Here is an 11634-nt window from a genome sequence, read left to right as displayed (position 1 = left end):
ACGAGTATAAACTCTGGCCAGTTTGAAGCCTGAGCAAGGAAGGTCAGTTTTCAGATGAAATTGCGCATATCGGGTAAACACATGGATATCGGCGATGCGTTGCGTACGCGCATTACCGATCGTGTCGGCGAGGCGATTGGAAAATATTTCGATCGCGGTTTTTCAGGGCACGTCACGGTCATCAAATCGGGGTCGCGTTACTCGGCCGATTGCATGATCAGGCTGGATTCCGGCGCTTCGCTGCAGGCAACCGGCGATTCCCAGGATCCGACACTTGCCTTCGAGGCGGCCGCGGACCGCCTCGAAACCAGGCTGCGGCGCTACAAACGCCGTCTGAAATCGCACAATTCAGGCAATGGAAATGGCGAAATCACCGACATCGCCTATACGGTGATGGCGCCGCTGACCGATGACGATGAGGACATTCCGGAGGACTACGCCCCGGCCATCGTCGCCGAATCAACCATGACGCTGCAGACCATGTCGGTGGCGTCGGCGGTTATCGAACTCGACACCAAGGACAGCCCGGTTTTCGTCTTCCGCAACGCCGGAAACGACCACCTCAACATCGTCTATCGGCGGCCCGACGGAAATATCGGCTGGATCGACCCGTCGACGACCAAAGTCGCACAGGCGTGACGACAACGACAATGGTCGCACAGGTGACGACAATGGTCTCGCGGAGATAATAGCCAGCCGCGCGAGGGGCGAGGACTGGCGACGGCAGGCGAATAAGGGATTTCAAATATGGATCTGAGCGATCTTCTCAACGTTCCGGCGATCTTGCCGGCGTTGAAGGCGAACTCCAAAAAGCAGCTTCTGCAGTTGCTGTCCGAGAGAGCGGCGGCGATTTCCGGCATTCCGGAGCGCGAAGTGTTCGACACCATCCTGCAGCGCGAACGGCTGGGCTCCACCGGCGTCGGCAACGGCATCGCCATTCCGCACGGCAAGCTCGCCGGGGTGAAGCGCATCGCCGGCGTCTTTGCCCGGCTGGAGACGCCGGTCGATTTCGAGGCGCTGGATGACCAGCCGGTCGATCTGGTGTTTTTGCTGCTGGCCCCGGAAGGCGCCGGCGCCGATCACCTCAAGGCACTGTCGCGCATCGCCAGGGTTTTGCGCGACGCCGACACGGTGGCCAAGATCAGAGGCACGCGCGACGCGGTCGCCATCCACGCACTGCTTTCGGACACGCAGGCCTCGCACGCCGCCTGAAGTTCTTCGGATTTAAGTCTTCCAGGGGCCGCCGAAGGCGGCCCTCTCCATTTCAACCGCCAGCAGTCGCCTTAGTGAATGGCGACAGTGGTCAGGTCGTTTTCCATGGCGCCGGCCAAAGCCCGGTCTTTCGCATCCGAAAGCAGGATCGGCTGGCCGTTGGCGGCAAACAGGGCCCACAGGACCATACCAGGCGCTATTTCGCCGAGGTTGGGGAAGCGCCCGAGCAGCTCGTCGCTCGAGACCTTGCGGAGATAAGCGACCGAGCCTTCGCCGAGATGGGCGAATTCGCCGCTGGTCATGGTGATGGTTTCGTCAGTTCTGGTCATTTCAAGCCTCCTTGGCGCGAGGACGCCGCTCAAGGCCATCCCGCATGAGAGCCATCGGTAAAGATCAGTCTTTCACCGATATATTTATTTTCCGTACCAGCCGTTCGGTATCCGGCCGATCGAGATCGATCGACAAAAGGCCGTTCTTCAGTTCCGCTGCGATCACCCGCATGCCGTCTGCCAGCACGAAACAGCGCTGGAACTGGCGCGCGGCGATGCCGCGGTGGAGGAATTCGCGCTCAGTGTCGTCGGTTTGACGGCCGCGCACGACCAACTGGTTTTCCTCCGTGGTGACATCGAGATCGCTTTCGGCGAAACCCGCGACAGCCAGCGTAATGCGCAGCCTTTCGGCCTTGCCGTCAGCACCGCTGAGGCGCTCGATGTTGTAGGGAGGATAACTGTCACCGGATTTCGCCAGTCGTTCCAGGGTCTTTTCCATGGCATCGAAACCAAGGAGAAGCGGGCTGGAGAAGGGCGTCATTCGGCTCATGTTACACTGTCCTCTTTGGAGCGACATAAACTGGAAAAACCCGGATGGCATTTTTCCCGATGGTCTTGATATGGTCCGCGCCGCGGCCAAGTTCAAGCCGCCGAACACCCCCGCCAAAAAGACTCCCCCGCATAAGGAAATGAAATGCCCCAGACCCGCAAGATCATCATCGACACGGATCCCGGCCAGGACGATGCCGTCGCCATATTGCTGGCGCTCGGCAGCGCCGAGCTGGAGATCGTCGGCATCTCTGCTGTTGCCGGCAACGTGCCGCTGAAATTGACCGAAAAGAACGCCAGGAAAATCTGCGAACTGGCCGGCCGGCCCGACATCAAGGTCTATGCAGGCGCCATCCGCCCGTTGGCGCGCGAGCTGGTCACCGCCGAGGAAGTGCATGGCAAGACCGGCCTCAACGGCCCGCAACTGCCCGATCCGAAGATGAAGCTGCAGGGCCAGTATGCGGTCGACTTCATCGTCGAGACGCTGATGAAGGAAGAGGCCGGCACGATCACGCTGTGCGCGCTCGGCCCGCTCACCAATGTCGCGCTGGCGCTGATCCGTGAGCCGAAGATCGCGCCGCGCATCAAGGAAATCGTACTGATGGGCGGCGGTTTCTTCGAAGGCGGCAATGTCACGCCGACCGCAGAATTCAACATCTATGTCGATCCGCAAGCCGCCGACCTGGTGTTCAAATCCGGCATTCCGATCGTCATGATGCCGCTCGACGTCACCCACAAGGCGCTGACCACGGCCAAGCGCACGCAGGCCATCCGCCAGCTCGGCACCCGGGTCGGCACCGCGACGGCCGAGATGCTGGAGTTCTTCGAGCGCTTCGACGAGGAGAAATACGGCACCGATGGCGGCCCGCTGCACGACCCCTGCGTCATCGCCTATCTGTTGAAGCCGGAGCTGTTCAAGGGCCGCAACTGCAACGTCACCGTCGAAACGACCTCCGAACTCACCATGGGCATGACCGTGATCGACTGGTGGGGCGTGACCAAGCGGCCGAAGAACGCCATGGTGATGCGCGACATCGACCATGACGCGTTTTTCGCGCTGCTGGTTGAGAGGTTGGCGCGGCTTTAGCTCTGTCTTTCCTTTCTCCCATTGTGGGTTCCGAAGGGACGGGGCGAGACAAGTGGCTCGCCCCCGGGCGGCGTCGCCGAAGGCGACGGATGTGGGGTGTTCCAGGGAACGCCCACGTCTCACTCCGCTGGAACACCCCTCATCCGTCTCGGCGCTATCGCGCCGATCCACCTTCTCCCACAGGGGGAGAAGGAAGGCGCCGCCGCCGTTCACTTTGCAAATCGATAGAAGACCATTCCATTCTCGCGCGTGACGCGCTCCATGTTTGCCGTCGCGCCGATCAGATGCGGCCGGTCGTCATCGACAAGAATGGACGAACCGCTTTCGAGCGAAACCAGATAAAGGGTGTGGTCGTGGTCCGATTGGGCGCTTTTGACCGTTGCGTGGATTGGCTCGACTGACCGGATAGGGCTCGCGTCATTCGTCCATTTGTAGAGCGCCGAAGGAACCATCATCGCGAACATGGCGACGATCAGGACCACGCCGGGCGCGTTCCTTTTCAAATCCCTATAAGTCCATGACATTTGAAAGAATCCCCAGCACAAAGTCATGTGGTGGCGTGGAGACTGACTTTCAATCAGCCTTCACGTACGGGCTCATTCTGCCGTTGGAAACGACCGTCCACGGTTGTTACTTCGCCTTCGAAAAAGCTAGCCACAGGCCGCCGCCGACCAGAAAGCTGCCGCTGATCCTGGACATCAGCTTAATGCGGCTTGCCGAGAGCAGGCGGCCGGCGCGGCTGGCGGCGAGAGCATAGGTGGAATCCGAGACGGCGGCGAAGATCATGGCGGTGAGGCCCATGACGACGATCTGCAGGGTGTAATTGCCCTGCGGGGCGATGAATTGCGGGAAGAAGGCGCCGAAGAACACCAGGGTCTTGGGGTTGCTCAGCGCCACCAGCAGGCCCTGCAGGAAGAAGCCGCCGCGCGGCTTTCTCGCGGTGCCGTCGGCATTCAGCGCGCCCTTGGAACGGAACATCTGCACCCCCATCCAGATCAGATAGGCGGCGCCGATCAGGCGTACCCATTCGAACCAGTGGCCCATGCCCGATATCAGCGTGTTGAGGCCGATGCCGACAATGGCGATCATCACGGCGAGCCCAGCCTGCGTGCCGGCGACATTGGCAAGGCCGGCGCGGTAGCCATGGCGGATGCTGTTGGCGATGATCAGCGTGACAGTCGGACCGGGCACCAGGATGATGACGATGCAGGCAAGGACATAGGCGGCGTAGAGTTCCAGCGACATGGGGGATTTCCTCGAGGATGCGCTTAGGCGGCTGGCTGCAATCAATGCATGGCGGCGGGGCTGGTGCAAGCCGGTCGCAGACCGTGCCGCCCCTCGCGTCAGGACGCCCCCACCTGCCAAGGCAAGGTCGCCTCATAGGCCGCTCCGGCCCTGAGCACGGCGAGGTCGCCGCGCGGCCGGCCGATCAGCTGCATGCCCAAGGGGCGGCCTTTGTCGTCGAAGCCGACGGGCACGTTGAGCGCCGGACAGCCGCCGAGCGTGGCGAAGGCCGAAACCTGCATCCAGCGATGGTAGCTGTCCATCGTCCGTCCGGCGACCTCACTTGGCCAATGCGTGCCGACTTCGAAAGGAAAGACCTGCGCCGTCGGCAGCGCGATGAGATCGAAGTGCTCGAACAGCGACAGCAGCGTCCGGTGCCAGGAGGTGCGGATGACCGAGGCCGCGCGGATCTGCGGCGCCGTCAGCCGCATGGCGTTCTCCACCTCCCAGACGGCTTCCGGCTTCAGCAGGGCGCGCTTGTGCGGGTCGTCATAATGGACTTTCAGCGCCGAGCCGCTGCTCGCCTGCCGCAGCGTCACGAAGGCTTGCCACAGTGCCTCGAAATCGAAATCCGGCAGCAAGGGCTCGGTCAGGAAGGATGCCTCCGCGAAGCGGCCGAGTGCGGCCTCGCACAGATCGAGGATGCCAGGCTCCACCGGCAGGTGACCGCCGAGATCACCGAGCCAGCCGACGCGGCCGCCGCTTGCCGGCGTTGCCAGCCCTTCGAGGAATGAACCAGGCTTTTCCCAGGACAAGGGCGCATGCGGATGGTAGCCCGCCTGCACGTCGAGCAGCAGCGCCATGTCGCTGATGCTGCGGCCCATCGGCCCGTCTATGCCCATCTGAGCATGAAAGACTTCCAGGTCCGGCCCTCCGGGGACAAGGCCCTGCGACGGGCGGAAGCCATAGACATTGTTCCACGCCGCCGGATTGCGCAGCGAGCCGCCGAAATCGCTGCCGTCGGCGACCGGGACCATGTCGAGCGCAAGGGCGACCGCTGCGCCGCCGCTCGAGCCGCCGGCGGTCAGCGCCGGATCGAACGCGTTCAGCGTCGGTCCGAAAACATTATTGTAGGTGTTGGATCCCAGCCCGAATTCGGGAACGTTGGTCTTGCCGATGATGATGCCGCCGGCCTTGCGGATGCGCTCGACGAAGAAATCATCCTCCTGCGGCACGAAATCGGCGAAGATCGGCGAGCCGAAACTGGTCCTCAAGCCGCGCGTCATGGCGAGGTCTTTTATCGCCATCGGCAGGCCAAACAGCGAGCCGGCCGGCCCGCCTTGCGCTAGATGCGCGTCCGCCGCGTCGGCCTCGCGCAGGATGTCGGAGCGCTCGCGCAACGAGACGATGGCATTGACCAGCGGGTTTACCGCGTCGATGCGGTCAAGGAATGCGGCGACCAACTCGCGCACGGACAGGCGGCGCAGCCGGATCGCCTCGGCCAGGTCGACAGCGGACATCCGGCAGATGTCGCCGGCGGGGGGCACGGCGTGCTTCGTTGCGGGGCGCAGGGCTGTCATCCGGCGTTGTTGCGCAGGGCGGTGTCCACATCCGCGGCCAGCGGGATGGCCGGCTGGGCGCCGGGCTTCAGGCAGGCGAGCGAGCCGGCGGCTGCGGCGCGGGTGAGAGCCTGCTCCAGCGGCAGGTTGGACGCCAGCCCGGCGGCGAGATAACCGCAAAAAGTATCGCCGGCCCCGACGGTGTCGACCGGCGTGATCTTCAGCGCCGGCACGGTCAGGAAATCCTCCGGGGTCGCCGCCAGCACGCCGTCGCCGCCGAGCGTGACGACGATGGTGCGGCCGGTCTTGCGGGCGAAGTCGCGCATGCGCGCCGGGCGGTCGCGGCCTTTCAGCGACAGCGCCTCGCCGTAAAGGTCGAATTCGGTTTCGTTGGCGACGGCGTAGTCGGCCTTGCCGAGCAACGCTGCCGCCTCGCTACGGAACGGCGCGGTGTTGAGCACGGTGACCGCGGCGGCGGCGCGTGCGGCGTCGAGCGCTGCATCGACAGTCTGCAACGGGATCTCGTGCTGCAGCAGGACGACGTCGCCCTTCGCAAGGAAAGCCTTGGCGAGATCGCCGGGCAGCACCGAATCATTGGCGCCCGGCACCACGGCAATGACATTCTCGCCATCGGCGCCGACGAGGATCAGCGCCGTGCCGGTGGAGGCGAAGCTCTGGCCGACGCCGGAGAGATCGACCTTGCCGGCCACGAGCAAAGCCAGGGCTTCGGTTGCGAAATTGTCCTTGCCGACGGCGCCGACCATGCGCACCTTGGCGCCGGCGCGCGCCGCAGCCAGCGCCTGGTTGGCGCCCTTGCCGCCGGGCGCGGTGGCGAAGCCGGAGCCGCGGACCGTCTCGCCCGGCGAAGGCAGGCGGTCGACATTGGCGATAAGGTCGAGGTTGATCGAGCCGACAACGATGATCAAGAAAGCCTCCTGCGGAATGCGCGGGAAGCTAACCTGTAAGCCGGCGGCTTGCCAGAGCGTGCGGATGTTTTGCGCCGGGAGCTCGCAAAAAGAACAACACCGGCGAAGGGATTTCGCCGGTGTTGTTTGATGCGGGCAGCTTCAGGACGCGGTCTGGCCCGCTTCCCAACCGAGGATGGCGCGTTTGCGGGTCAGGCCCCAGTGGTAGCCGGTGAGTGCGCCGGACTTGCCCAGCGCCCGATGGCAAGGGACGACGAAGGACAATGGGTTGGCGCCGACCGCCGCCCCCACCGCCCGGCTGGCGTTTGGCGCGCCGATCCTGGAGGCGATCGAAGAATAAGTGCAGGCCTTGCCCATCGGGATCCTGAGCAGCGCGTCCCAGACGCGCAGCTGGAAGTCGGAGCCGATCATCACCACGCGCAGCGGCTGGTCGGCGCGCCACAATGTCGGATCGAAGATGCGCGCCGCATAGGGCTGGGTGGCGCTCATGTCCTCGACATAGGTGGCGTTCGGCCAGCGGCCCGACATGTCGGCGAAAGCCGCCCGCTCGCCGCCCGGATCGTTGAAGGCGAGCCCCGCAAGGCCACGGTCGGTGACCATGATCAGGGCGATGCCGAAGGGCGAGATGTGGTAGCCGTAGCGGATGGTCAGGCCAGCGCCGCGCGTCTTGTAGTCGCCCGGCGACATCGCCTCGTGGGTGACGAACAAATCGTGCAGCCGGCCGGGGCCGGACATGCCGAGTTCGAACGATGTTTCGAGGAGCGGCATGCCGGAATCGAGCAGTTTGCGGGCATGGTCGAGGGTGACCGCCTGCAGGAAGGCTTTTGGCGACAGGCCGGCCCAGCGGGTGAACAGCTTTTGCAGGCCCGTGGGTGTCTCGCCGACATCGGCTGCCAGGGCTTCCAGCGAGGGCTGGTCGCGATAGTCGAGGCTGATCTTCTCGATGGCGCGGCGCACGACCTCGTAGTCGCTGCCCTCGGGGGTGATGTCGTGCTGCAGGATCGCTGTCGGTTTCATCTGCGTATTCGTGGTCATCTGGGCGTTCATGGCAATATCTCCTTGACCGCGAATATCGGTCTTTCCGCCCCTTGCAACCACCCGAAACTTGCCTTGTTGCCGCCTGTTCCCAGATAAGTACTGGATTGCGCCCCGGGAGATGCCAATGGCCGGCGAAAGGGTGAATCTGAGCGGAGCAAGGGAGACCTTGCTGATGACGCTTTATGGCAAGGCACTGGAAAGCCGGCTGCCGCATTCGCTGCTCGGGGATCGCTTCGCCGACGAGGCCGTGCGCAAGATCGACTATGATTTCTCGCGCCTCAAGGTCGACACCAATCTCGGCATCGGCCTGGCGATCCGGGCCAAGACGTATGATGTCCGCGTTCAGGACTTCATCGCCAGAAATCCCGGCGCCATCGTGCTGCATCTCGGCTGCGGGCTCGATACGCGCATTTTCCGTGTCGATCCACCCGAAGGCGTGGAGTGGTTCGATGTCGATTTTCCGGATGTCATCGCGCTCCGGCGCAAGCTTTACCCGTCCCGGGACCATTACCACCTCGTCGGCTCTTCGGTAACCGACCCAGACTGGCTGGCAGAAGTGCCGCGCAATCGTCCGGCCGTCGTGGTGATGGAGGGGTTGACGCCTTATCTCCCGGTAGAGGAGGGGCCACGGCTGCTGTCACGCCTTGTCGCGCATCTTGCCGGCGGCGAGCTGATGTTCGACGCCTACAGCCACTTCGGCCTGAAGATGCTGCGCCTCAATCCGACCATCAGGGCGACGGGCGCCGAGGTTCACTGGGCGATCGACGACCCGCAGGTACTGGAGCGTGCCGTTCCGAAGCTGCGCTTTGTCGACGATATCTCGGCCTACAGCGCGGAACGCACAGCGCATATGAGCTGGTCCGCAAAACTGTTCATCGGGCTCTGGAGACACATTCCCGCATTGCGCAAGGTCGGCAGGATTTTACGCTACCGGTTCTGACGCGCCGGCTCTAACGCGTCCTGGCTTTTGTCAGAGCACGTGAAAATGCAGTGGCAAAACTCTCGCGGGAGTCAGGGTCCAGGAATGACCCGATCGGCACATTCTGTCCTTGTGCTTCCACCGTCATCCTGGTGATGCCGATCTCGGCATGGCGAGCGACGGAAAAGCGCGCCCAGAACGGGTTGAAGCGATGCGCTTCCGACTTTCCCGAGGGCGCCGTCTTGCGGATGTCGAGGCTGGTGCGCGACACCGACACTTCCTCGCGGGCACGGGCGGCACGATAGTTGGCGCGGAAGGCGATGTAGACGGCGATGACGTCGAGGCCGAAGAAGCCGAACACCGGCCAAGCGCCGCGCGACAGGAAAAACGCCCCGGTCACCACCCAGCCGAACAGCAGCGCGCCCATCAGCACGGCAAAGCCGGTGCGGCCCAGCGAGCGGTGCGGTGTCAGCAGCGCCTGGAAGAATGGCTCGTCGGCCTGAAACGAGGCGTTTGTGTCGCTCATCCCAGGATATTATAGGAGGGAAATGGCCAGCCCCAAGTCCAAAAATCTTTCCCTATCCAAAAGTGAACTGCCGCCCGGGCGGCGCGACGGCTCGAATGCCAAGCCGCGACCGCGGCCGGCGCGGCTCCGTTCGCTCTACAGCGCCGCCGAGGTGCATGAGATCTTCCGGCGGTTTTCGGTGCAGCGGCCCGAGCCGAAGGGCGAGCTCGAGCACGTCAACGCCTTCACGCTGCTGGTGGCCGTGGTGCTGTCGGCGCAGGCGACCGATGCCGGCGTCAACAAGGCGACGCGGGCGTTGTTCAAGGTCGCCGACACACCTGAAAAGATGCTGGCGCTGGGCGGAGCCAGGGTCGGCGAGTACATCCGCACCATCGGACTCTGGCGCAACAAGGCCAAGAATGTCGTGGCGCTCTCGGAGGCGCTGATACGCGATTACGGCGGCGAGGTGCCCAGCGAGCGCGATGAGTTGGTCAAGCTGCCGGGGGTCGGGCGCAAGACCGCCAATGTCGTGCTCAACATGGCGTTCGGCCAGCACACGATGGCGGTCGACACCCATATTTTCCGCATCGGCAACCGCCTCGGCCTGGCGCCAGGCAAGACGCCGGAGCAGGTCGAGCAAGGGCTGCTGCGGATCATTCCGGATGAGTATATGCGCCACGCGCATCACTGGCTGATCCTGCATGGCCGCTATGTCTGCAAGGCGCGCAAACCCGATTGCCCGGCCTGCGTCATCGCCGATCTCTGCAAGGCCGAAGTGAAGACGACCGATGTGCCGGCGCCGCTGGTGGAAATCGCGGCGCCCGGCGTCCCGACAACTAGCTTTCCTCCACGAACACCTCTTCGCGCTTCTTCTTGACCGACGGCAGGAAGACGACGACGAGCACGGCCAGTGCGACGAGCAGCAGGCCGGCGCTGATCGGCCGCGTCACGAAGGTCGAGGGGTCGCCGCGCGACAGGATCATGGCGCGGCGCAGGTTTTCCTCGAGCAGCGGGCCAAGCACGAAGCCGAGCAGCAGGGGTGCGGGTTCGCAGCGCAGCTTGGTCAGGATGTAGCCGAGCAGGCCGAAGAATGCGACCGCGTAGAGATCGAAGGCGTTGGTGTTGACGCTGTAAACACCGATCGAGCAGAACGCCATGATGATCGGGAAGAGCACATAATAGGGGATCGTCAGCAGCTTCACCCACAGCCCGATCAGCGGCAGGTTCAGCACGATCAGCATCAGATTGCCGATCCACATCGAGGCGATGATGCCCCAGAACAGCGCCGGCTGCTCGATCGCGACATTGGGGCCGGGCACGATGCCCTGGATGATCATGGCGCCGATCATCAGCGCCATGACCGGATTGGCCGGAATGCCCAGCGTCAGCATCGGAATGAAGGAGGTCTGGGCGCCGGCATTGTTGGCCGATTCCGGGCCGGCGACGCCGGCGATGGCGCCCTTGCCGAACTCCTCCGGGTGTTTCGACACGCGCTTTTCGACCGTGTAGGAGGCAAAGGCCGCAAGCACCGCGCCGCCGCCGGGCAGGATGCCGAGCGCCGAACCGATGATCGTGCCGCGCACGATGGGCGCGGCCATCGCCTTGAAGTCGTCGCGGGTCGGCATCAGGCCGGTGACCTTTTTGATCATCACCGAGCGCTCGTGCTCGTTTTCGAGATTGCGCAGGATCTCGGCAACGCCGAAGACGCCGACCGCCACCGCGACGAAGTTCAGCCCGTCGGCATATTCGCGGATGCCGAGCGTGAAGCGCGGCGTGCCGGTGTAGATGTCGGTGCCGACAATGCCGAGCAGCAGGCCGAGCACGACCATCGCCAGCGCCTTGACGATCGAGCCGTGGGCGAGCGCGATGGACGAGACGAGGCCGACGATCATCAGCGAAAAATATTCGGCCGCGCCGAATTGCAGGGCTATTGCCGTCAGCGGCGGGGCAAAGACGGCGACGAGAAAGGTCGACACCGTGCCGGCGAAGAACGAGCCGATCGCGGCGATCGCCAGAGCCGCCCCGGCGCGACCGTTCCTGGCCATCTGGTAGCCGTCGATGGCGGTCACGGCCGAGGAGGATTCGCCGGGCATGTTGATGAGAATGGCGGTGGTCGAACCGCCATACTGGGCGCCGTAGTAGATGCCGGCCAGCATGATGAGGGACGAAACCGGGTCGCCGATCTGAAAGGTGATCGGCAGCAGCATGGCGATGGTTGCGGTGGCGCCGATGCCGGGCAGGACGCCGATCAGCGTGCCGAGCAGAACGCCGATGAGGCAAAAACCCAGATTGGCCGGCGTGGTGGCCGTCGAAAAGCCGAGTTCGAGGTTCCTGAGGAGGTCCATC

14 protein-coding genes are annotated in these 11634 nt (G+C 64.0%); 5 read left to right on the top strand and 9 right to left on the bottom strand.

Annotated features, from left to right (window positions below; translation table 11 throughout):
* The first annotated feature begins 54 nt into the window (after positions 1 to 54).
* Complete coding sequence (raiA, locus tag X727_RS160020; protein ID WP_023751408.1) at positions 55 to 639, top strand: ribosome-associated translation inhibitor RaiA; 585 nt, start codon at positions 55 to 57, stop codon at positions 637 to 639.
* A 108-nt stretch (positions 640 to 747) separates the two neighbouring features.
* Positions 748 to 1212, top strand: a complete 465-nt coding sequence (ptsN, locus tag X727_RS160025; RefSeq protein ID WP_023669743.1) for a PTS IIA-like nitrogen regulatory protein PtsN — start codon at positions 748 to 750, stop codon at positions 1210 to 1212.
* A gap of 71 nt (positions 1213 to 1283) precedes the next feature.
* Here ptsN and X727_RS160030 read toward each other — a convergent pair whose 3' ends face one another.
* Positions 1284 to 1541, bottom strand: a complete 258-nt coding sequence (locus X727_RS160030; protein ID WP_023683072.1) for a DUF1150 family protein — start codon at positions 1539 to 1541, stop codon at positions 1284 to 1286.
* A 64-nt stretch (positions 1542 to 1605) separates the two neighbouring features.
* Entirely contained in the window at positions 1606 to 2031 is a 426-nt protein-coding gene (locus tag X727_RS160035; RefSeq protein ID WP_023669741.1) for an Hsp20 family protein, read from the bottom strand.
* A gap of 144 nt (positions 2032 to 2175) precedes the next feature.
* Between X727_RS160035 and X727_RS160040 the strand changes: the two genes are divergently transcribed.
* Entirely contained in the window at positions 2176 to 3117 is a 942-nt protein-coding gene (locus X727_RS160040; RefSeq protein ID WP_023698210.1) for a nucleoside hydrolase, read from the top strand.
* Positions 3118 to 3326: 209 nt separating this feature from the next.
* Here the strand turns inward: X727_RS160040 and X727_RS160045 are convergent, their stop codons facing one another.
* The 5 genes from X727_RS160045 to X727_RS160065 form a co-directional block, all read right to left on the bottom strand.
* Positions 3327 to 3641, bottom strand: coding sequence for a hypothetical protein (locus X727_RS160045; RefSeq protein ID WP_023728527.1), 315 nt, complete (start codon positions 3639 to 3641; stop codon positions 3327 to 3329).
* Between the two features lie 106 nt (positions 3642 to 3747).
* Positions 3748 to 4362, bottom strand: a complete 615-nt coding sequence (locus X727_RS160050) for a LysE family translocator (protein ID WP_023669737.1) — start codon at positions 4360 to 4362, stop codon at positions 3748 to 3750.
* Between the two features lie 98 nt (positions 4363 to 4460).
* Positions 4461 to 5921 (bottom strand): amidase, encoded by a 1461-nt coding sequence (locus tag X727_RS160055; protein WP_031196903.1) that lies wholly within the window; start codon positions 5919 to 5921, stop codon positions 4461 to 4463.
* Positions 5918 to 6826, bottom strand: coding sequence for a ribokinase (locus tag X727_RS160060; RefSeq protein WP_023740841.1), 909 nt, complete (start codon positions 6824 to 6826; stop codon positions 5918 to 5920). Before X727_RS160060 ends, X727_RS160055 begins: the two co-directional genes overlap by 4 nt.
* Positions 6827 to 6967: 141 nt before the next feature.
* Positions 6968 to 7873, bottom strand: coding sequence for a methylated-DNA--[protein]-cysteine S-methyltransferase (locus tag X727_RS160065; protein WP_031203907.1), 906 nt, complete (start codon positions 7871 to 7873; stop codon positions 6968 to 6970).
* A gap of 115 nt (positions 7874 to 7988) precedes the next feature.
* Here X727_RS160065 and X727_RS160070 point away from each other — a divergent pair, with 115 nt between their 5' ends.
* On the top strand, positions 7989 to 8804 hold the full coding sequence (locus X727_RS160070; protein ID WP_023704196.1) for a class I SAM-dependent methyltransferase: 816 nt from the start codon (positions 7989 to 7991) through the stop codon (positions 8802 to 8804).
* 10 nt (positions 8805 to 8814) lie between these two features.
* Here the strand turns inward: X727_RS160070 and X727_RS160075 are convergent, their stop codons facing one another.
* On the bottom strand, positions 8815 to 9309 hold the full coding sequence (locus tag X727_RS160075) for a DUF2244 domain-containing protein (RefSeq protein ID WP_023669732.1): 495 nt from the start codon (positions 9307 to 9309) through the stop codon (positions 8815 to 8817).
* 22 nt (positions 9310 to 9331) lie between these two features.
* Here X727_RS160075 and nth point away from each other — a divergent pair, with 22 nt between their 5' ends.
* Complete coding sequence (gene nth, locus X727_RS160080) at positions 9332 to 10165, top strand: endonuclease III (RefSeq protein WP_023683078.1); 834 nt, start codon at positions 9332 to 9334, stop codon at positions 10163 to 10165.
* On the opposite strand, the gene X727_RS160085 is transcribed toward nth, so the two are convergent.
* Complete coding sequence (locus tag X727_RS160085) at positions 10125 to 11633, bottom strand: tripartite tricarboxylate transporter permease (protein WP_023833669.1); 1509 nt, start codon at positions 11631 to 11633, stop codon at positions 10125 to 10127. The two genes, nth and X727_RS160085, sit on opposite strands and share 41 nt — an antisense overlap.
* Position 11634: the final 1 nt, after the last annotated feature.

It is taken from the genome of Mesorhizobium sp. L103C105A0, assembly GCF_000502215.1.
Classification (GTDB): Bacteria; Pseudomonadota; Alphaproteobacteria; order Rhizobiales; family Rhizobiaceae; genus Mesorhizobium.
Note: the sequence above shows the minus strand (reverse complement) of the source record. Positions and strands in the feature narration are given on the sequence as shown.